We start from the raw sequence: 23092 nt of genomic DNA on the forward strand, positions 1-23092 counted from the left end.
CCTCGACTTGCATGTGTTAAGCCTGCCGCTAGCGTTCATCCTGAGCCAGGATCAAACTCTTCATCGTATATTTTTTATATTATATTGCGATGCGTTCTCTATCGGTTCTTTTCGAATCTCTCGATTCCATTACTCTTATTCTTTTGTTTTAACATCTCTGTTAAAACGGCTGTCAATTCAATATGTCTACGAACGTGTGTTTCTTTTTATTTTCGCTTGTGTTGCAAAGCGGGTGCAAAACTACATCTTTAATTCACATTTACAATACTTTTAACCCTCTTTTTTTACTCTTTTTTTCAAAGTTTTTCATAACAATCTGATAACATAAAGTTTACACTAAAAAAACCTTTAGGCAATTTTAAGATTATTCTTTCTTTTATGCTGTTTCAGCAAAAACATTGATTCTACGAACTCTATTTTTACATAATTTACAACATCTACCAAGCTTTTATGAAAATTTTCAAAACCTCATACGATATATATAGATACTAATGCGCACTCTGCAAAGTAATGAAGTTGCTTTACTCATACCTCAAATCATGCTGGCATTTTTTCAACCAGAAACGATACCTTTTTTAGCTAGAGAAGAAACAACAGAAGATGGAACAGTAATTATTTATAATTATGCATTTTAATTACATGAAATCAAATAACTTCGCTTTAAATAAATTTAACATGAAGATTATCTGTGTCCTATTATTGCTTCTCATTTTTTTAGGTTGCAAAAAAAATCTGGTAGAAAAAGAAATGAATTTAATGACCAAAATGAATTTTGCTCCAACCAAAAGCATCAAAATAAAAAATTTGCTACCTTTTAAAAAAGACCATGTTTGTATTGGTACCTATACATTAAAGAATGACTCAATTATTTCACAATATGAAATTGAATCAAAGTATTCATTAATGGTAATAAAACTTAAAAATGTTTCTAAGAATTTTACTTTTAATAATCAGCAATCAACTAATTATCCTACACCTGGTTATTTTTCAACTATAAACGAAGGATTATACGAAGTTAATTTGAGTTCAGAAGTATTTAAAGATAACTATCAAATTAATAGAATTGATTTTTTTTCAGATAAAGAGATCAATTACCAGATAAATAATGACACTATAAAAAGCTTTGACTTGAATTTCAATAAATTTGTTATCAAAATTAACAATCAGGACGCAAAGGTAATATATAGTCAAATAGAATATTATGGATTAAAGTATATGAATGCCAATATATTACTTTATCAAATTGAAAATGAAGCATATATTTTCATTATGACGCCTCTCAAAAAAAATGTTCTCATAGATAAAAACAAATTGCACGAACATCTTTTTGGTAATAATCCTACATAAACAAAAGATTTTATATCCAATTAATCTAAAAATAGATTCTTGAACATCTTAGTTCGAATCCTGCTCTCTCCATAAAAAAAGTCCTAATTTTCATTAGGACTTTTTTTTGTTCTTTTCAAAATAATAAAGACAGAATTACGAATCAGATACAAAAGTTACTCTTGTAAAATATCAATATCCCTTGGTATTCACTTGCTATTTTTTTAAGTTATAAAGACAACAAGTTATACACAAATACAACAAAGCCCCTGATTTTTAACTTAACATAAATTCCAATCTTTATCTAAAAATTCATCCTCACCCGGCTCTTCTGTTTTGTAAGCAATCGCTTCCGGAATGGATGTCTTTGGAATGTTCACATGTATAATTGTATTTTCCTTAATCGTATCAAGTTGTTGCAAAACTTCTTCGAGTTCGTCGAGACTGCTAACTTCAAAACCTTTGCCCCCAAATACATCAACAAGCTTGGCATATTTCCAACGGTGCATTTCATTGTAATCATAAACGCTGTTTAAATCGGGGATACTATATTCTACTTTGTCAGCGCCACGGAAAGGATTTGGGTTCACAAGCATTTGTTCAATACCATAAATACCATTATCTAACACAAAAACAATAGTATCATGTTTCAATTTATTCTGTGTTGATATTGCCTGACAGGTTTCCTGAAAAGCACCATCTCCAACAAATACTACTGGTCTTTTATCAGGTCTGGCACATTTTATTCCGGTTGCAGCAGGTACCGAATAACCGATAGAAAGCCATGATGCCTGCGCCACAAATCCATTAGGTTCTGCAATACGAATGCCTTGGGCACCCAATAAAGGAAAACCGGCATCGGCAACTACTATATGACTGCCATTTATAAAGCTATTGATACGTTGGAAAAAAGTATCATAGGTAAGAGCTGGTTTCTCTTTTTCCGTTATCTCATCATCAGCTACAAAAAATGATTCAGGCAGGTAATTTGTGTCATACATTTCGTAGGCACTAAAGGTAACTTTGGTAAGTTCTTCTTTCAGAAATATCATAAAATCCCTTAGCGATACATTCGCTACATAAGAAGCTCCTATCCTGACACCGCTGTGATTAGCAAGTACAGTATCGTCTTTCCAAACATCAAAACCACCCAGATTTTTACCGGTGGTCCATACACCAAGGCCTATTTTTAGCTGGGCTTTTTCGAATTGTTCCTTGACATCTTTTGGAGATGCCTTGCCATTAAAAACACCTTTGAACTTAGGATGGTTTTCGGATACGATTGATTTCCCGAGTATAGAAGTTACAAATTCCGTATTGGTAGTTTCAATCAGATCCAGGAATTCTTTTTGAATACCATAGCGCTGGATTTCAATTCCGCCCCAGAAAATGATTTCTTTTCCACGAGCCATCGCAGCGACTCTTTGTGCTGCCTTACGTGCGCTTGTTTGACATTTTGATATCTCTCTTTCTACCAATGGAGCGACAGGCGGATTACATTCCATTCGCCATGCATCTTCAAAAACCTCAAGGTAAACCGGTCTTCCATATAAAATACAGGCATTCAGCACGGCATCAATTTTATAAGGAGCATCTGAGGAACCTGTGATTTGTTCTGCCGCAACGGTAACGTTTCGGAACACATTGATATTACTGTACATATCACCTGTCATATGCGATGCCAGCATGCCCTGAACGAGGCTTCGCTGTTGGTCTTTGTTGGTCGGAGCCCCATTAATGACAAGCACAGGACAATGTTCTACATAAGAACCTGCAACGGAATTCAACAATGTAAACGCTCCCACTCCATAAGTTACTGCTACTGCCGCAAAACCGTTTTGTCTTGCATAAGCATCGGTACAGTGTCCGGCATTTATTTCATTCGTATCATTAACGATTTTAATTTTCGCGTTTTTGTCCTCAAGGATCGTATTTAAAAACGGAGCGGTATAATTGCCCGCAATACCAAATAAGTGGGTGAGACCTAATTGTTCAAGGCGTATTTGCAGGTATTTTGCTACTGATATTTTTTTCTCTGACATCTTAAATCGGGTTATTGAGATTACCTGTATTTTCGTTAACTTCCAGTGCGGTACGGATTCCGGATTCGATAGCACCTTCTATCCAGGCATGTTTCAAGGAAGTATGCTCTCCAGCGAAATGTGCTTTTCCTTGCCAATCGGTCGAAATGATATGACGCTGTAATAACTGCAGCTGACCCGGGTTAAAGATTGCTGCTTCGCCATAAGCATAAGGATCACGCATCCAACTTTGTGTTGCAGCACCAATTAATTTTCCGGTTTCCCCTTTGCGGTTTTTGATGCTTGAAGTGATTACAGCAAGGTCGATAATGCGTTGCTGTTCTTTCTTATCATCGGAGTGCATAATGGCAAGATTTTTAAGTGCATAGAAATACCTGTCATCATCATCCATAGAATCCCAGCGGCTCGCTTCGTCGGACCAGCAATAAGAAGCCAGTACTAGACCATGCCCTTTACTTCCTAAATCATTACTCGGATAATACGTAAAACGATTTGAAAAATCAGTAATTGTACCACCCCCAACGATATTATATGGTGCTTCCTGCCACCATTTTTCACGAAATTCAAGCAATATTTTAGTAGCAGAATCATAATGCAGTTCCCGAATTGCTTTTCGTTTTTCTTGCTCGAATTGTGGTGTTACATAAACGTGCCTTAGTGCCGAAAAAGGTATAGTCACAATTACTTCATCAAATTCCATATCACTAACAGATGTTTCTAATGCTTTGTACCCTGCATCTTCATAAAACTGGGAGTCGCGCTTCACCTCTATGTTTACTTCTATTTTTACCTTCTCATTGACAAGCATCATTTTTGTCATCCTGCAATCGAAATAGGTATTTTCTTCGAGTTTATGGGCTTTAAAAAAGGCATTGGGCAGCATGTCACATCCTCCTACAATTTCCATAAATTGCGTAGAATCTTTAATAATATTCTGCTCTATAAAACTCTGGATAAAATCGTAAGCCATCCTGGATTCCAGGTTTTGAATGACACCAATCATTTCGATAGCATTTTCTGAGTACATAGAATGTTCTTTCAAGAAACGACGCATCGAATATTCTCCGTAACGCTCGATCAGCAACGGCCAGTTTTTCATCGGATCTTCTGCAATAAAATCTTTAAGCGGATTGATGAGATTCGCCATTAACTGGTCGGCACGCATGTTTTCGCTACTACCCAAATTAAAGTCGAGCAATTCATTTACATCGACAATTTTCTTCTTATCCTTTGGAATATATTCATTTTGGACAACACGTTTTCGGTTAATATAGAAAAGAGAGTTTCTTGTAACATCCGGCTCCGGTTTGGCAGGATCTGCCTGATGTGCAATTGCCTGAGCCTTATCGACAGACAGATAATAAAAAGGCTCTGTTTTGAGTCCGAGTTTTTCGATGTATCTGAGTACCATGTTATGTATAGTCGGGATACGCATTGCACCGGCTTCGCCATAAACGGTATCGTCTTCAAAGTATTTCTTGTCCGTAGAATTTCGGAAAGTCTTAATCCTTCCACCAACACGGGTATTAGATTCGACTATCGTTACATTATGGCCCGCTTCCTTTAACATCGCTGCCGCTACCATTCCGGCCATTCCGGCACCAATGATTAATACGTCTTTTGGCTTATCTGTATGTGGAATTCCTTCGTCTATATATTTTAAATATTGCGTAATAATTGGGTCTTTTTCTTCATCGAGTAAGCCATGTAAGTAGTTTTCCATGATCAGGGAGTTTAGTTGTTTGATTTATACTATGTGAATAAAATCTTTATTAACAACAAATAAACTCACTAAAACTTTGATTATCGTGCGTAGTTCTACCTGTTTTTAAGAGATAGAAAGCCAATTTTTTTATCTCTCTGATTTAAAAAAGTATTTTAGACATTTAGAATAAGTATTCAAAAGTGGAGGTGATACTTTAATGGATACTAAAACAGAAAGCGGTCAACTACTCATAGCTCTAAGAGGTTAAAGAATTATGAATAGTAGTATTTATTCTTTGATTAACAAAAAGCATTATGTCTTAACTTAAATGTTATGAAGCCAATAGAAACTCTTACAGCAAAACTGATCCTACTGCCACGTTCCTGAGAATCAAACAAAAACACATTAAAAACGAGCAATTAAAGCCTGCCTACAACCCCCAGATCTCCACCGAGAACCAATTCATTAAAAGGTAACATCTCATCAAAATTCCTTTACCTGTCCAAAGTTACCAAGTCATTACTAATGAAGATCTGAATGTTACCAAAAAGAAAAAAACACAGTAGATAACCGTACGAAAAAATCAAAAACATCCCTAAAAAGGCCTGAAAAATAAATTAATTTCTGAGCGCCAGACTAATGACAATCCGCTATTCTTCATTTATGTAAAAAAATAACCATAAAATTAACATTGTCTCTTACAAATTTAGCAGAAATTAACTACTTTTACTCTACTATGCCTCACTAGCGAATATTACTCCTAAGGTCTTAATTATAATTTTATTATCCCCATATATAAATTAAATATCATCAACGAATGAAAAATTTAACCATTATAGGAATAACACCTTTTGAAAAGCCTGACGTCAATTTGATGTCTACACTACATCAGGCCGGAGCATTCCCCGTATTAAGTTTAGGAAATGATCTAACAATCGCTCAAGAAGCATTAAATCAACTTGACCGGATCAGTATACCTTCCTACGGTATCTATCTCACAAATGATAAGCTAACATCACTTCAACTGTCCGAGCAGGTAAGTCTAGTTATCCTTCCCTTTGGGATCGCAATAAACACCTATCCTAATGTATCACGGATTTATCAGGTAAGTAATCTTGAGCAAGCAAGAGAAGCCGAACAACTGGGAGCTATTGGAATTATTGTGAAAGGAAATGAAGCTGCAGGATTAGTTGGTTATGAATCTACCTTTGTTTTATTTCAACGTATCATACAAGAAATCAACACCATACCGGTATGGGTACAAGGAGGAATAGGCCTTCATACGGCCGCTGCTGCAACAGCACTTGGAGCAAAAGGTATTGTATTAGACAGTCAATTGGCACTATATCCGGAAAGTACCATTCCTCAAGACCTTAAAAATCTATGTTCAAAATTAAATGGAACAGAAACCAAGATCATTGCACATCATCGCGTTTTGGTTAGACCCAATTCACCTGTTTTATCTGAAAATGTTTCTATCGAAGAGTTAGAACAGTATTTTAATGACCTTGACCTCAACAAGAGTTACATTCCTATGGGACAAGACATAGCTTTAGCAACGGAGCTGCATGAAAATTTCAAAACGCTAAAAAAATTGATTTTTGGATTTAAAGAAGCCATGTATGGCCATCTGAAACAAGCAAAAGCAACTCCAATTATTGACCAGAACAATCCATTAGCAAAACAACTTGGCCTGCGCTACCCTATTGCACAAGGGCCCATGACCCGCGTGAGTGATGTTCCGGCATTTGCCAATGCTGTAGCAGAAACGGGAGCTTTACCTTTTATAGCGCTTTCTTTACTCAAAGGTGAGCAAGCAAGAGCACTAGTTGTAGAAACTCAAAAACTTGCCGGCGATAAAACTTGGGGTGTAGGTATATTAGGTTTTGCACCACAGGAATTGCGAGAAGAACAGACCGCTTATATCCTTGAAGTCAAACCTCCGGTAGTACTGATCGCGGGAGGGCGACCTGCACAAGCTAAAGTATTTGAAAAAGCTGGTATCACAACATTTCTACATGTCCCTTCCCCTGCATTATTGGATATTTTCCTAAAAGAAGGTGCCAAAAATTTCGTCTTTGAAGGCCGAGAATGTGGTGGACATGTTGGCCCACTCTCCAGCACCGTACTTTGGGAAAAACAAATCGAACGCATTCTAAAAGAAGATCATCCGGAAAATATAAGTGTATTTTTTGCCGGTGGAATTCATAATGCTTTCTCCACAGCCTTTGTATCGATCATGGCCGCCCCACTCGCTGCCCGAGGTGTAAAGGTCGGTGTATTGATGGGAACAGCCTATTTGTATACACAGGAAGCTGTGCGTACAGGCGCTATTCAGCAAGAGTTCCAGCAACAAGCGATGCAAGCCAAAGATACCGTTTTGCTAGAAACTGCGCCAGGTCACGAAACACGTTGCTTAAATACGGCATTCGCCTTACATTTTGAGGAGGAAAAGAAAAAACTGTTAGCCCTTGGAATGGATAAAAAGCAAATTTGGGAACAACTTGAAAAACTGAATGTAGGACGTCTCAGGATTGCAGCAAAAGGCATCGACCGTCAAGGTGAAGCACTCGTTACTATACCTCAAAACCAACAGCTCGATTTGGGCATGTATATGATCGGACAAGTAGCCACCATGCACAACCAAGTGACTACATTGGAATCACTGCACCATGATGTTGCTATCGACAATCAAAAATATATTAAACAGGCAGCATTACCACAAGAACCTTCATCAACCGAAAAAGCGTTGGACGTCGCTATTATAGGTATGGAATGCGTGTTCCCGGGTGCCAAAAATTTAGCAGAATACTGGCGCAATATCATTCTTGGAAAAGACTGCGTCACCGAAGTACCGGACGAGCGATGGAACAAAGAGATCTATTATCAGCCTGATTCCAATGGTTCAGATATATCCCATTCAAAATGGGGCGGTTTTATTCCAAAAATAGATTTTGACCCTTTAGAATTTGGTATTCCACCACAATCACTTGCAGCGATAGAGCCCACACAGCTTTTAACCTTACTCGTTGCCAAACGTGCCATGGAAGATGCCGGTTATGGTGAAAAACAAATCAATAGAGAAAATATATCGGTTATAATTGGTGCTGAAGGCGGAAATGATCTTGCCAACAGCTACAGTTTCAGAGGTTATTATAAACAAGTTTTTGGAGAACTTCATGAAGAAGTAGAAAAAGCATTCCCACATACCACTGAAGATTCGTTCCCAGGTATATTGGCCAATGTTATTGCCGGAAGAATCACAAACCGTTTGGATCTGGGTGGAAGAAATTTCACCGTAGATGCTGCATGTGCCTCATCACTGGCTGCCATTGATTTAGCATGCCAGGAACTGATATTGGGCAAATCGGATATGGTACTTTCCGGAGGAGTCGATTTACATAATGGTATCAACGATTATTTGATGTTTTCCAGCACACATGCCCTTTCCCGCAAAGGACGTTGCGCAACATTTGACAGTGCTGCCGACGGTATTGCTCTTGGCGAAGGGGTAGCCATTTTGGTTTTAAAACGATATGAAGATGCTGTACGTGATGGTGACCGTATTTATTCCGTTATTAAAGGTGTAGGAGGATCCAGCGACGGTAAAGCCCTTGGTCTTACAGCACCACGAAAAATTGGTCAGGTACGTGCATTAGAACGTGCCTATGATCAAGCAGGTATCAGTGCAGCGGCAGTTGGTTTAGTCGAAGCTCATGGTACCGGAACAATAGTCGGAGATAAAACGGAACTTACTGCGCTCACCAATTTATTTAGCAGATCGGGAGCTTTACCGGCTCAGACACATCTGGGATCTGTAAAAACCCAAATCGGGCACACCAAATGTGCTGCCGGTTTGGCTGGACTTATCAAAGCCGCTATGGCAGTATTTCATGGCGTAAAACCTCCTACTCTTCATCTGCAACAGCCCAATGCCTACTTCAATCCAGATACAAGCCCTTTTGCTTTTCATGCAGCAACAGGATTGTGGTCTGAAAAAAAACGTTATGCTGGTATTAGCGCCTTCGGCTTTGGTGGCACCAATTTTCATATGGTAATCGAAAATCATCCTCAAAAAGAAGAAGCCGCCATTCTACAATCTTGGCCATCCGAACTATTTGTCTTCCGTGGTGACGATTATGATCAAGCCAAAATTCAATTAGGACAGGTAAAAACTTTATTGGAAATCAATGATAGCCTAACCTTAAAGGACATTGCCTATAGCTTAGTCACCGGTTCCGAAAAACCGATTCAACTAAGCATTGTGGCAGATACAGCCGAAGATCTGGTGATGAAAATAGAACTCTTGTTAACGGGCATTGAAAGTAAAGACATCTTTATTGTCAACAAACGAGCCGGTAAAACCGCATTTCTGTTCCCCGGTCAAGGCAGCCAACACCTTCATATGGCACGAGAGCTATTTGTACTATTTCCGTCCTTGCGCAAAATTATCGCACAATATCCGGATTTAGAAAAAGTGGTCTTTCCTTCCGCTACATTTGATACCGCGATATTAAAAACCCAAAAAGAAACTATTAAAGATACACGTCTGGCACAACCTCTTTTAGGTATTGTAGATCTTGCCTTAGCTCAATTGCTACAGTCATTTGGCATCGTACCTGATATGTTGGCGGGACATAGTTATGGAGAGTTACCCGCATTATGTTTTGCCGGTGTATTTGACGAGCAACAGTTGGTTGAACTCAGCAGCAAACGTGCACAATCTATTTTAGATGCTATTCAAGATGGTGATCCCGGAACTATGGTAGCCCTAAACATCGATGCAGATCGCTTGAAAACGATTCTTGACCAACATCAAGATTGCTATCCTGTCAATTATAATTCCCCAACTCAATGCGTTGTTGCCGGAAGCACTGTAGCCATTGACAAATTCATAGTGTTACTTAAAAACGAACGCATCTCATACAAAAAACTAGAGGTCGCCTGTGCCTTTCACAGTCCTTTGGTAAGTAAATCGAAAGATTTGTATGCCAATGTCTTGAAAGAAGTTCCTTTTCAGGAAATGCAGATTCCGGTTTGGTCCAACACCACAGCAACCTTATACCCAAATTTGGCAGCTGATATCAAAGTACAATTGACCGATCACTTGGTCCAACCTGTACATTTTGCTGACGAAATCCAAGCGATGTATACCGATGGAGCGAGGATATTTATTGAAGTAGGTCCCGGAAAAGTATTGTCAGGATTAACAAAAGCTTGCCTAAACCAAGAGGAGCTGACACTACATGTTGACGATAACAACCGCAACAGTCTCACCCATCTCCTTTGTATGCTTGCGCAATACCTTGGAACGGGTCGCACCTTTAATTTAAATAAACTTTTTGAAGACAGACACGCGACTTTAATCCAGATCGATCAACCTGACCTTTACCAGAAAAGCCCAACGATTTGGCGCGTAAATGGACAAGCCGCTCATCCGACAACAGGTACATTACCTGCTCATGGTGCCTTGCCTATAGTAACTCCCATTCCAATGACAAACGCTACGATCATCCAAACACCTGAGACACAACCTGCCGTAGAACACATTCTACAGGAATATTTAAACAGCATGAAGGTGTTGATCCAAGCACAACGAGATGTCATGCTTTCCTTCTTAGGACAGCAGGGACAAATAAGTCCCGTTCCCGTTTATGCTGCAGCAGTAGAAATTAGACCCGCTGATCCATTAGTATCTACACTAATTACCAACGATAAACCGATCTCTAAAGTAACCGTACAAACACCAGCAACAGATATCAAATCCTTGTTGTTAACGGTAGTGTGCGAAAAAACAGGCTATCCTCAAGAAATGTTAGGAATGGAAATGGATCTGGAAGCAGACCTCAGTATCGATTCTATTAAAAGAATTGAAATCATCGGAACACTTCGCAGTGAACTCGGCATACTCACCGTTGCTCATGAAAATGAAGATACCGTCATGGAACAACTGTCAGCAATAAAGACTTTAAATGGGCTTCTAAGCTGGCTTACTGAATACACCGGCGCTGTAGATTCAACTACAACAAAAATTGAATTATCGCATGCATCGCCTATACCAGCAGATAAAACTACCTGTACACTTGCAGAACTACAAAGTATCATTTTAGATATCGTGAGTGAAAAAACCGGTTATCCAAAAGAAATGTTAGGACTGGATCTGGATCTGGAAGCCGATTTAAGTATCGATTCTATTAAACGAATGGAAATTATCGGCGATCTAAAAGTCAAAATCGGATTTGGAGCTGACCAGGAGCAAGCTGATGATCTTATGGAAAAATTAGCAGCCATAAAAACGCTAAATGGTTTAGCCATCTGGATAAGTGAAATGAGCACAATTGAGCCCTTACAAAGTTTAGTAACTCGCCTGCGATTTGATTTGATACCGACTGCTATTCCCGAAGGACAGAATACTGAAATACTGAAAGGAAAGCTATTTGCAATAGCCCCGGACAATGGAACTCAAACAGCAGCAATTAAAACGATACTGGAACAGCATGGTGCAATTGTGCAATTGGTTCATGTTGAAGAAGATCTGAGCATTTTTGATGGACTGATTATTTCCGATATAGGCTCCGCTACTGTCAAACATAGTATCATCGACCACGTTGGTTTAATTAAAAAGATGGATCTTGAAAAAGCGCAATGGATTTATTTGATCTCAGATATCCCCGCACATGTTGAAGAATTAAAAGACCTCCGTGCACTGCGTCATTATCAGGGTTATCCCGGCTTATTCAAAAGTTTAGCCCGTGAGTTTGAACAAATTAACTTCAGGCTAATCAGTCTCAATACAGCACAAGAAACGGATCAAATAGCAGCAATTGCATTAAGCGAGATTCTGACAACTGACCAATCAGTTGAAGTCATTTACAAAGACAATCAACGACATAAAGTCGACATGATACCTTCGCCTATGTTAACAGCTCTTGACCAGGCACATGTCCAACTAGATCAAAAATCTGTTGTTTTAGTCCTCGGAGGCGGGCAAGGCATTACTTCTGAACTGGTCAAACATATGTCAGCAGCTTATCCTTGTACCTACATTCTTGTGGGCAGATCAATAGACCCGAGAGAAGTTATCGCCGATTCAAAAGAAGTCGAGTTAATGAAATCGAGAGAAGAAATCAGAAGTTACCTCATCAAGGGCGGTACTTTCACTACGCCACCTCAAATTGAAAAAGAGACCTCTCGTATTTTCAAAAACAATCAAATCCTGAGTACCATTCACCACATGGAACAATTGGGAAATAAAGTAGTATATCACTCCTTAGACCTTTGTGATGAAGAAGGATTGACACAACTACTCCATCATATTTATGAACAATACGGACAATTAGATGGTGTCATTCACGGCGCAGGTCTTTTGGAAGACAAACTTTTCAAACAGAAAACAACCAGTTCATTTGAACGTGTTTTTGACACAAAAGTAAAACCCTTACGCGTACTGGCAGAACAATTGCGTTCCGATTGTCAATTCGTAGTCCTGTTTTCAAGCATCGCTTCGGTCTATGGTAACAGAGGACAGACCGATTATGCAGCAGCAAACAGTGTGTTGGATGATTATGCCAATGCCTTAAACAAAAGATTAAAAGGAAAAGTAATCTCGATCAACTGGGGGCCATGGAAAGGTGCCGGAATGGTTACCTCGTCATTGGAAAATGAGTACGAACGTCGTGGAATTTCGTTGATACCATTAGAGGAAGGAAAAGAGCTATTCCTTAACGAAATCAAGTATGGAACCGAAAGTCAAGTATTAATCATGTCAGGTAAAAATTGGTAAAACCGCTGTATTCGTGTACTATGAAAAAAACAGATATTGCAATTATAGGTTTATCTTGCCTGTTTCCCGGAGCAAAAGACGCCGAGGCGTTCTGGCAGAATATCATCAATAAAGTCGACTCCACAGAAGTAGCCCCCGCAGAACGCATCGATCCTATCCACTTTAGCGATAGCAAGGAAGCTATGGACCGCTTTTATTGTAATCGTGGTGGGTTTATTCCTGATTATGAATTCGACCCTACCGCATTTGGTATTTTACCGCTTGCTGTTGAAGGCACTGAACCCGACCATCTGTTAACACTTGATCTTGTTCAAAAAGCACTAGAAGATGCAGGTGTATTCCAAAAAAAAGTTTCATTGGAACGAACGGGAATTATCATCGGAAAAGGAAACTACACAGGACCCGGAGCTACACGTGCCATTGAAATTGTACGTACAGGCGAACAGATCTTCTCCCTTTTACAAGAACTATTGCCGGAGGTATCTCCAGCAGACGTTGAAAAAGTAAAACAAGCCTTTCAGGAACGCAAAGGACGGTTTTCTGCAGATACCGCTATGGGGCTAATCCCCAACCTTGTTGCCTCGTTAGTCTCCAACCGATTCAATCTTGGAGGTGTTGCTTTTACCGTTGATGCGGCATGTGCAAGCGCTCTTATAGCCGTAGACCGTGCTGTACAAGAATTGCAATGTGGCCGCAGTGATATGATGATTGCAGGAGGCGTTCACACCGGTCAAAATGCAGCATTTTGGAGCATCTTTAGTCAATTAGGGGCATTATCGCGTCAGCAACAAATCAAGCCCTTTAGCGAAGATGCAGACGGGCTACTCATTGGAGAAGGTTGTGGTTTCGTTGTCTTGAAGCGCTTGGAAGATGCGGTACGCGATCATGATAAAATTTATGCCGTCATTAAAGGCGTAGGCGTAAGCAGTGATGGCAATGGAGCAAGTGTCATGAGCCCTTCGGTAAAAGGTCAATTAAAAGCATTAGAACAAGCATGGGCACATGCCAATTTAGATAAAGAACAAATCGGTTACCTGGAAGCTCATGGTACGGGAACCCCTTTAGGAGATAAAACAGAACTACAAACTCTGGCTCAATTTTTCGGCGAAGCAGCAACAGCCGCACGTGCCGGTATTGGATCTGTCAAATCCAATATAGGCCATGCCATGCCTGCTGCGGGAATGGCGGGTTTAATAAAAACCTGTCTGGCCCTGCATCACGACACATTGCCTCCTACATTATATTGTGAAAACCCAACTGCTTCCCTGCAGCTCACCCGATTTACACCGGTTCAAGAAGCTAAAAACTGGTCACAAACAGGTCTGCCAAAGATCGCAGCAGTAAATGCATTTGGATTTGGAGGCATCAATGCCCACGTAGTCCTCGAAGGCTATGATATATCCAAAAAAGACGCCGTATTGTTACTTGCCAGATCCACTCGTGAAGCATTGCTTTCTGCTCTTCAAGATAACGATACTTCTTTAGGAGATGGCGATTATCGTATTGCACTCTTTGATCCAACACCCGAACGTATCCAAAAGGCAATCAAAATTGTGTCTAAAAATAATGCTTGGCGCAATAAACAAGATATATGGTATACCTCCACTCCCCTTTTACAGGCTGGTGGCAAACTGGCCTTTGTATTTCCGGGGCTGGATGGTTTAGAAAAAGGCGAAGTCGCAACAATCAGTCGGTATTTTGGATTGACAGCACCCATAGAAACTGGGGGCGAAGGACTGCTAAACGACGCATTAGGCATTTTTAACAATTGTGCTATACTAGACAGTGCTTTAAAAAAACTGGAAATCTATCCGGATATGAATGCTGGACATAGTATGGGAGAATGGTTGGCGGGATATGCTTCAGACTTGGCCGAAGCAAGTTCAGTTAAGGATCTGATCGATGTCCTTGATCCAAAAACATTTGAACTAAAAGACTCGAAATTCATTGCCATTGGAGCGGGTCTTGCGGATATAACGCCATTGATTGAACAAATTCCTAATCTTTATGTTTCAAATGATAATTGTCCGCATCAGGTAATCCTGTGTGGTACTCTTGTTGCACTCCAACAATTGACACCTATATTAAAATCAAAACAGATATTCCACCAGATTTTACCCTTTCAATCCGGCTTTCATTCTCCTTTTGTGGCAGATAAATTGCCTTTGATTTTAGCGGGTATGGAAAAAGTTCAATTTCAAAAAACAAAAATCCCGTTGTGGTCTGCTACTACACTCCTACCTTATCCGGCAGATCAGCAGTCTATCCGTAAACTAAGTGCTGAACATCTTGTACAACCGGTAAGATTCCGAGAACTGACGGAAAAGCTTTATGACGAAGGAGTCCGTTTTTTTATTCAGGTAGGTACAGGAGGATTAATCGGTTTTATTGATGATACGTTAAAAGGAAAAGCATTCAGCACACTTGCCTCAAGTGTAGCCACCCGAACAGCTCTTGCCCAGTTGCAACGGGTAGTAGCCGCATTATTTGTAGAAGGAAAAGTTCTCGCACTCGATTTTTTAGACATTCAAAATCACAGAAAAATAGTACCGAAAAAGGGTATAAAATTACAATTAGGATCTCCGATTATCCGTGATCTTGAAGCCATAAAAAACTTGCGAAAAGCTATCGATACCGTACGACCAAAGGAGGTTTTTACTAATGCAAAAGTAAATCATCCATTAGTTCAGGCCTTTCAAGATAATATCACCGATATGATCCGAATGCAGGAAGAAGTATTGGACGTGTTTCAAAATCGTACACCAACTGTTATTTCCGCACCTGTCTTAACGAAAAAACATGTGATTAACGATCCTTTTTCAAAAATACTACAAGTCAATTTAGCGACACATCCCTATCTGATTGACCACAGTCTTTTGCGACAACCCAAAGGCTGGTCGGATGTGGCAGATATGGAACCTGTGATTCCAATGACCATGATTTTCGAATTACTGGCAGAAGCTGCACAGGCTGAACGACCGGAAACAAAAATTCACAAGATCATGCACGTCAGTGTATTTCAATGGATGAATGTTGCCAAACCTTTTGAAAAAACAATAAAAGGCATTTGGCGCTCCAACAATCACGCTTATTTGGATATCGAGAATTTTGCCAATGCAGAAGTATTTTTAGCAGCGTCACATCCTCAACTGCCTACTTTTGATCTGTCTATAGGCGAACGATTGCCTATAGAGCGAACTCCTTTGGAAATTTATGAGAAACATATGTTTCATGGTGAAGCCTATCAAGGTATTACCGCTATATCAGCTGTTGGAGAGAAAGGTATTATCGGACAAATAAAAGGTAATGGTGGTAAGGGTTCCTTATTGGACAATGCAGGACAATTATTTGGATTATGGTTACAGCTTACCTTAACCAAAGACCGCATTGCTTTCCCTGTAAAAATCAAACAAATTGAATACTTCGAAGATATGCACGATCAGGATGGTGAATTTGAATGTACCTGTGTATTAACCGAATTAAACGATGAATTTGCAATCGCTGACCTTGTACTTCAAAGAAACGGAAAAGTTTGGTGCTCCATAAAAGGATGGCAAAACCGGAGATTAGAAATTGACGAAGCTTTATGGAATGTTTCCATGTCGCCACTCCATAACCGTCTGTCAGAAGAAATTGCCCCACAGGTCTTTTTCTTTCATCAGGCCTATTCCCGCGTATCTTCTTGGGATTTTATACTGAAACGTTATTTCAATCAAAGAGAAAAACAATATTATCAGGAGCTCCTGCCCAACCGCAGAAAGAATTGGATGGTAAGTCGTGTAGCGGTAAAAGATGCCGTACGCCATTTATTGAGTGAGCAGAAAAATCAACCCAATTATCCCATAACCTTTGAAATTTATTCTGATAACGCAGGCAAACCTTATCTCAGAGGTAATGCCACGGAACAGATCCAAATTTCATTGGCCCATAAAGGAAAAGATGCAGTAGCCATTGCACGACAAGATAAACCTGTTGGCATTGATATGGAAATCATTGCCGAACGCAGCCCTGAATTTTATCAATTGGTATTCACCGATGTCGAATCAGCATTATTAAAAGAACGAGATCAAGCCGAATGGACCACCCGATTTTGGGTAGTAAAAGAAGCTTATGGAAAATTATTGGGAACGGGGTTAAAAGGAAACCCAAAAAGATATGAAGTAACACGCATACAAGGAGATCATCTATGGATCGATCAAATAGAAATCAAAACAATCAAACACCTAAATTACATTATCGGATGGACACTTTAAACACGACATTAAAAATGAATCATGAGGAGTTATTCAACCTGTTAAAGGGTTTTATTACAGAAATTATCGGTGAAGAATTTGTAGAAGAGATGGATATCAGTCCGGAAAGTTCGTTCACTAAAGATCTGGAAATGGACAGTATCGAGATTGTTTCCTTTTCAGAAAAAATCAAAGCACACTTTGGCGATCAAATTGATTTCACCGGATGGCTGTCTTCTATGGATCTTGATGAACTGATCAATCTTGATCTGAATCAGATCATCAATTACATCTACGAATGCCAATAATTACAGTTAACAATAAAAAAGTTCACATACAAGAACTCAATAAAGAGGCTGAAGATACCGTGGTACTGATCCACGGTATGTTTAGTAATCTTGCTATTTATTATTTTAACATTGCTCCCATTTTGGCGCAGCACTTTCATGTGGTACTTTATGATCTAAAGAGTCATGGCAGAAGTGAGCGCACATTAGAAGGCTATGATTTAGAAAATATGTCATCCGATTTAATCGCCATGATGGATTATCTCCAAATCAAAAAAGCACACCTAGTTGGCTATAGTTTTGGGGGGCTTATTGCACTCAAAACTGCTTTGATAGCTCCCAAACGTTTAGGTCAATTGGTTATCATCGAAGCACCGGATCCGAAAGATGAAGAAGCGCGAAATATTATCGAAGCCTATAGCAAGGAATTTCTCGAACATTACGTAGCCAATTTTACGGATACCACAAAAATGCAAATGGGAAAAAGACAGTTGGAAAAAAACCATCGGTTATACGAGTTTTTATTTAATCAGACGAGCATCAAAGCAGATATGGTTAAAGAAAAACATTTTCTACATCACGATCCTATTTCCGAATTACACATACCAACTCTGTTACTCTATGGATCGGCTTCCAATTGCAAACCGACAGGAGAATGGTTGCAATCTCAAATCGGTACAGCCGAGCTAAAGTTCATCGATGGAGATCACAATATTCCCATTCAGGAGCCCATTCAGATCGCAGAAACTATTGTTCAATTTTTAACTAACCATTAATTACACAACCATGGCTAAATTTGTATTTGTTGTTCCCCCATTAACAGGTCACGTAAATCCAACATTGAGCATTGGTGCCGAACTCTTGGAAAGAGGACATCAAGTAGCCTGGATCAGTTTGGACCAAAACTTAAACTCCAAACTTCCTGTAGGCGGACAACTATTGCTTATCCAATACGATCAGACTGACGAAGAAAAAAGAGAGAGTGAACACTATCTGGATATCATCTCAAAGAAAGTCGTTTACGGCATTGATAGTATCAAGTTTTTATATGAAGAAGTTTTGATCCCTTTAAACAGACATTGTTATAAAGGAATCGTTAAGCTGTTGGAAGCCTATGAACCGGATTTAGTAATCGGTGATCATCAATTGTTTGCTGCGGCAATAGCGGCAAAAAAAGTGAATCGTCCTTATGCGACCTCCGTAACAGCCCCGGCAGCCATCAAGATTATCAGTGAGCTACCGAAAGTACATGAATGGGAAGTCAAACAGATCATGGCTTTACAAGAAGAACTCGGTGTCCAAGAAAACCAATCGTTGGCTTGTTCTGATTTGCTTACTTTAGTATTAACTTCTCCGTATTTCTTTGGAGAAATGGAGCTCACCTCCAACTATCAATTTACAGGTCCGGTACTAACAGAACGCCGTTTATCTTGTGCTTTTGACTGGGAGCAATTGAAAAGTAATCCAAGGAAAAAAATTTTAGTCAGCATAGGTACCACATTTGACCACGAACATAAGAAAGCCTTTTTTCAAAAAGTAATCGATGCCTTTCAGGACGAAGATTTAACGGTTGTAGTTGTTTCAGATTCCAATCTATTTGATCAATGGCCTGAAAATTTTATGGTCTATTCGCAAGTCCCACAATTGGATTTGCTACCTCATTTAGATGCCGTCGTTTGTCATGGTGGACACAACACGGTCTCTGAAACCCTTTCGCATGGTCTGCCACTCGTTGTTATTCCAATTGCATACGATCAATCACATGTTGCAGGACGTGTCGTACGTACCGGTGCAGGTGAACGTCTCAATTTTAACCGATTTAAAGCAAATCACCTAAGAAACGCTGTTGATACTATCTTGAATCAGCCGCAATATCGTGAAGCCGCCCTCAAAGTACGTCAATCTTTTATAGAGGCAGGCGGAACAAAAACCGCCGCAAATCTACTTGAACGTGCCATAGTACCTGCACAATCCTCTATCGAATCTCTGGCCAAATTTCTCATTGTTGTTCCACCCTTTTTTGGACATATCAGTCCGACATTAAGTTTGGGTGCCAGTTTACTTGCTCGTGGTCATGAAGTCAAATGGTTTGGCATTACACCACTGGCAGACGAACATATTCCAACAGGAGGAACCTATATTTATCCCGAGAAAGACCTTATACCCTTTCAGCAGGAACTTCAGCAGATCTTAAAACGCCAAGATGATGGGCCTTCTTGTTCGGGACCGGAAGTCATGAAATTAGCACTGGAAGAAACCTATGTTCCCTTTGCTAAAATGATGATGCCGGGATTAGAAACACTACACAATCACTGGCAACCTGATGTGATTATCAATGATTGTATCACCTTTGGCGGCGCTTTATTCGCACACAAACATCGCATCCCCTCTGTGACGACAACCCCTGTGCCACCAGATGTGATGGGTGACACAGAGAAAAGTGCTCCTAAAATATTTGAATGGCAACAAAACCTCATCAAAGAGCTGCAAAAAGAGGTTGGTATTCTTGATGAGGGTATATTCATACATTCACATCAATTAAACCTGGTGTTCACCTCACAAGCTTTTGCAGGTTTTGAAACTGTACCGTCACACATCAAATTTGTAGGTCCGGTCAAAGGCCGCCCCAATAATAGTCCTTTTGACTGGGAACGATTAGCAGCCAGCACGACACCAAAAATATTTGTGTCTTTGGGTACTTTATTAGTGGATATCCGGAAAGCTTTTTTTGGTAAACTCATTGAAGCATTTGCAGACCAACCTGTTACTATTATTGCAGCAACACCGCCCGACATATTTGACGAATGGCCCGCTAATTTTATCGTAAATGGTTTTGTCCCACAAGCCACATTGATGCCGCATATGGATATGGTGATTTGTCACGGTGGTTTCAATACCGTAAACGACACCTTTATCAATGGCCTTCCCATGTTGATTACACCAATCGCTTACGATCACTTCCATACCGCCAAGTTAATTGAACAGGCTGGCTGTGGAATCAGTATCCGATACAAACGACTTCGAATAGAAGCTCTGAGGGAGACCGTCTTTGAGCTCTTGGAAAACCCTAAATACAGAAATGCGGCCAGAGAAGTTCAGGCAGCTTTCCTAACGGCAGGCGGTAATGAACAGGCGGTTGCCTTATTGGAAGATTTTGTAAAACAAGAACGTTCGGTATTAACTTCAATATAAAAGATGAAAAGAAGATTATTATTTGGAGAGCGCATGTTATTGGGTGAAGGAAAAGAACCGTTCCATGCCGTTATTCCTTTTCGCCTGCGCGGTGTATTTGAGGAAAAAGATATTCAGTATGCATTAGGCAGACTTCAGAAAAAACATCCTTGGTTACGGGCAAACATTCATATTGATGAGAAGAATGTCCCTTGGTTTGAAGTGCCTGAACAAACGAGTCCAATTCCGATCCGTATTGTGGATCGAAAAAGCGAAGAGGACTGGCAACAAGAATCTATGCAAGAATGGCATACACTCTTTGATTACAAAAACAAACCTTTGATTCGCTTGGTGTGGATCAAAGGAAACGATAGCTCAGATATGTTGCTTGTATTCCATCACTGTCTGTGTGATGGTGGCTCTGCGATCACTTTAATTTATGAATTTTTAAAAGTATTGGATGATCCGACAGCAGATATAGGCATGGAAAATCCGATTTTAGGTATTCAGGATGTTGTTCCTGCGCCTATTTTAAAAAATAACAGGCAAAGGTTTAAGGCAAAAATGATTGGTCGACTAGCAACCTTAACGATCAAATGTATTCCCGTGAGCAAAAAAGCAATTGATCGACAAACAGACTATCTGATTCATTGGAAATTAGACCAAACTACGAGCCAACAGCTTATTTCCCACTGCAAATCACTAGAAATCACAGTCAATACTTTTTTAAGTGCGACCGTACTGGACATCTTTAAAAACGTACGCGGAGACAAAGCTTTTAATAAAGTTTCTTGTCCGGTAGATATCAGGCGCTTTGCTCCTCAGGTAAAAGAAGATCATATTTTCGCCTTCGGTTTGATGATTGTCCTATCCTCCAATCCCAAACTCGATTTCTTAGACAATTTACGTTTAATGCAGAATTATGTAGATCGCAAAACAGCCAAACTTAATCCCTATATCACCATGATGGTTATGGAATCTGCTCATAATGCGTTAAACAGTTTTACAAAACTTCTCAAGCGAGGTAAGTCGTCTAATGATTGTATGTTTTCCAATTTGGGGCGTATTCAGATACCGCATCAATATCAATCCTTTACGTTAGAAACTATTTTCAGTCCATCAGTCCTTGGGCCACTAGGCAATACAACGACGATGGTCACCTCTACTTATCAAGGTGTTATGGACTTCTCGTTTGTGGGAAGTGAAGGTTATTTACCTTATCACGAAGCCTTAGCCATTCGTGATGAACTAATTGATTCCATTAAACGCCGATTAAATTATCAAGCAGCCTCATGATCAAACGAAAACTCTTATTAGTAGAACGAATCATGTTTATTGATGCCAACACCCCTTTAAATTGTGTGTTTACGGCAAAAATCAAAGGTGAGATTCAAAAAGAACACCTCCAAATTGCTTTAGCAAAAATCCAAAACAAACATCCGTTGCTCCGCGCAGCAATTGATTTACAGGATAAGCAACATCCTGTTTTTGTTATCAAGGAAAATATGAAACCAATTCCGCTTCGCATCGTACAACGTCAAACAGACACTGATTGGTTAGCGGAATCCGAGCAAGAATGGTATCGACAGTTTAAAGAGGAAGGTTCCCCTCTGGGTCAATTGGTATGGGTCAAAGGACAGGAATTATCAGAATTGTTATGGGTATTGCCCCATTGCATCTGCGATGGAACCGGTATGGTCACTTTGATGCAGGAATTACTTGCTTTAATAGATGATCCGACACTTGATTTGGAACCTTATCAGCTCTTTCAATCAGTAAACAATTTTTTGTCGCCACAGTTTGATATTCAAAAAAAAACACGCAAAGCAAAGCTTTATTTACTTTTGGCAAAATCCTTCTTTTTGCTGCAACGCAAAAATAAAAAAAGAAATCTCGGGAAAAATTATGCCATTCATTGGAAAGTTGATCCAACCAACTCCGCTTTTATAAAGCAGAAATGTAAAGACAGTGGTATTTCTGTACATGCCCTTCTTTGTACAGCGTTTATGCAAGCTTTTCAAGATGCACAAGGTAAAGCAGCGAAAAGAAAAGTAATTAGTCCAATTGATATCCGCCATTTTATTCCTGAAATTAAAAAAGACCACTTGTTTGCCTTTGCCCCAACAGTAGAATTATCATTAAAAAAGAATACCTCCCAGATACTGGACCAAGCCAAACATATCAAACAGGATCTTACTCAAAAAATAGAAAAAATGGACGCCAGGGAACTGCTATGGATGGGGGAACAAATGCATCCTCTGGTCAATCGAATGATTGGACTGTTAAAATCAAGCCGAGGTGGACACGATCTTACACTTTCCAATATGGGTAGCCTTCAGATCCCGAATGCTTATAAAAATTTCACTCTGGAAGATATCATTAGTCCAACAGTAGCATTTCCTTGGTTGAATTCAAATACTCTAGTTACGTCTACCTATCGGGATCAAATGGACTTTACGTTGATGTCCAATCAAGATTTCTTACCTAAAGAAGAAGCCTTAAAGATTAGAGACAAGGCCATAGCTTTACTGACTTCCTCTTTATAA

Annotated in this window: 11 protein-coding genes and 1 rRNA gene; 9 read left to right on the top strand and 3 right to left on the bottom strand. The window is 39.6% G+C overall.

From position 1 onward, the window contains the following. A 16S ribosomal RNA gene (locus tag ACHRV5_RS17410) occupies positions 1-67 on the bottom strand; the annotation flags it as partial. Between the two features lie 424 nt (positions 68-491). Here ACHRV5_RS17410 and ACHRV5_RS17415 point away from each other — a divergent pair. Continuing rightward, on the top strand, positions 492-635 hold the full coding sequence (locus ACHRV5_RS17415) for a hypothetical protein (RefSeq protein ID WP_395427611.1): 144 nt from the start codon (positions 492-494) through the stop codon (positions 633-635). A gap of 40 nt (positions 636-675) precedes the next feature. Further along, a complete protein-coding gene (locus tag ACHRV5_RS17420; RefSeq protein ID WP_395427612.1) occupies positions 676-1347 on the top strand; it encodes a hypothetical protein in 672 nt (223 codons plus the stop codon). Positions 1348-1607: 260 nt separating this feature from the next. On the opposite strand, the gene ACHRV5_RS17425 is transcribed toward ACHRV5_RS17420, so the two are convergent. Continuing rightward, positions 1608-3368 (bottom strand): alpha-keto acid decarboxylase family protein, encoded by a 1761-nt coding sequence (locus ACHRV5_RS17425; RefSeq protein WP_395427613.1) that lies wholly within the window; start codon positions 3366-3368, stop codon positions 1608-1610. Between the two features lies 1 nt (position 3369). After that, a complete protein-coding gene (locus ACHRV5_RS17430; RefSeq protein ID WP_395427614.1) occupies positions 3370-5091 on the bottom strand; it encodes a flavin monoamine oxidase family protein in 1722 nt (573 codons plus the stop codon). A gap of 856 nt (positions 5092-5947) precedes the next feature. On the opposite strand from ACHRV5_RS17430, the gene ACHRV5_RS17435 reads away from it, so the two are divergent. Genes ACHRV5_RS17435 through ACHRV5_RS17465 form a run of 7 tightly spaced genes read left to right on the top strand, consistent with a single transcriptional unit; the run spans position 5948 to position 23092 of the window. Beyond that, a complete protein-coding gene (locus ACHRV5_RS17435) occupies positions 5948-12856 on the top strand; it encodes an SDR family NAD(P)-dependent oxidoreductase (RefSeq protein WP_395427615.1) in 6909 nt (2302 codons plus the stop codon). A 20-nt stretch (positions 12857-12876) separates the two neighbouring features. Beyond that, the gene (locus ACHRV5_RS17440) at positions 12877-17109 is read left to right on the top strand and encodes a beta-ketoacyl synthase N-terminal-like domain-containing protein (protein WP_395427616.1); all 4233 of its coding nucleotides are present in this window, start codon (positions 12877-12879) and stop codon (positions 17107-17109) included. Beyond that, positions 17097-17396 (top strand): acyl carrier protein, encoded by a 300-nt coding sequence (locus ACHRV5_RS17445; protein ID WP_047779296.1) that lies wholly within the window; start codon positions 17097-17099, stop codon positions 17394-17396. Before ACHRV5_RS17440 ends, ACHRV5_RS17445 begins: the two co-directional genes overlap by 13 nt. After that, on the top strand, positions 17387-18151 hold the full coding sequence (locus ACHRV5_RS17450; RefSeq protein ID WP_395427617.1) for an alpha/beta fold hydrolase: 765 nt from the start codon (positions 17387-17389) through the stop codon (positions 18149-18151). The genes ACHRV5_RS17445 and ACHRV5_RS17450 overlap by 10 nt, the downstream gene beginning before the upstream one ends. Before the next feature lie 10 nt (positions 18152-18161). Further along, positions 18162-20567, top strand: coding sequence for a glycosyltransferase (locus ACHRV5_RS17455; protein WP_395427618.1), 2406 nt, complete (start codon positions 18162-18164; stop codon positions 20565-20567). A 3-nt stretch (positions 20568-20570) separates the two neighbouring features. Further along, positions 20571-21842: a condensation domain-containing protein gene (locus tag ACHRV5_RS17460; protein WP_230002370.1), complete on the top strand. Its 1272-nt coding sequence runs from the start codon at positions 20571-20573 to the stop codon at positions 21840-21842. After that, positions 21839-23092 carry a condensation domain-containing protein gene (locus ACHRV5_RS17465; protein ID WP_395427619.1) on the top strand — a complete coding sequence of 418 codons (1254 nt, stop codon included), beginning with the start codon at positions 21839-21841 and terminating at the stop codon, positions 23090-23092. The genes ACHRV5_RS17460 and ACHRV5_RS17465 overlap by 4 nt, the downstream gene beginning before the upstream one ends.

It is taken from the genome of Flavobacterium sp. FlaQc-52 (assembly GCF_044007495.1).
Taxonomy (GTDB): Bacteria; Bacteroidota; Bacteroidia; order Flavobacteriales; family Flavobacteriaceae; genus Flavobacterium; species Flavobacterium cupriresistens.

Excerpts from the sequence above, each read along its gene's own strand:
- ACHRV5_RS17415 (WP_395427611.1), top strand. The coding sequence starts at position 492 with ATGCGCACTCTGCAAAGTAATGAAGTTGCTTTACTCATACCTCAAATC.
- ACHRV5_RS17420 (WP_395427612.1), top strand. The coding sequence starts at position 676 with ATGAAGATTATCTGTGTCCTATTATTGCTTCTCATTTTTTTAGGTTGC.
- ACHRV5_RS17425 (WP_395427613.1), bottom strand. The coding sequence starts at position 3,368 with ATGTCAGAGAAAAAAATATCAGTAGCAAAATACCTGCAAATACGCCTT.
- ACHRV5_RS17430 (WP_395427614.1), bottom strand. The coding sequence starts at position 5,091 with ATGGAAAACTACTTACATGGCTTACTCGATGAAGAAAAAGACCCAATT.
- ACHRV5_RS17435 (WP_395427615.1), top strand. The coding sequence starts at position 5,948 with ATGTCTACACTACATCAGGCCGGAGCATTCCCCGTATTAAGTTTAGGA.
- ACHRV5_RS17440 (WP_395427616.1), top strand. The coding sequence starts at position 12,877 with ATGAAAAAAACAGATATTGCAATTATAGGTTTATCTTGCCTGTTTCCC.
- ACHRV5_RS17445 (WP_047779296.1), top strand. The coding sequence starts at position 17,097 with ATGGACACTTTAAACACGACATTAAAAATGAATCATGAGGAGTTATTC.
- ACHRV5_RS17450 (WP_395427617.1), top strand. The coding sequence starts at position 17,387 with ATGCCAATAATTACAGTTAACAATAAAAAAGTTCACATACAAGAACTC.
- ACHRV5_RS17455 (WP_395427618.1), top strand. The coding sequence starts at position 18,162 with ATGGCTAAATTTGTATTTGTTGTTCCCCCATTAACAGGTCACGTAAAT.
- ACHRV5_RS17460 (WP_230002370.1), top strand. The coding sequence starts at position 20,571 with ATGAAAAGAAGATTATTATTTGGAGAGCGCATGTTATTGGGTGAAGGA.
- ACHRV5_RS17465 (WP_395427619.1), top strand. The coding sequence starts at position 21,839 with ATGATCAAACGAAAACTCTTATTAGTAGAACGAATCATGTTTATTGAT.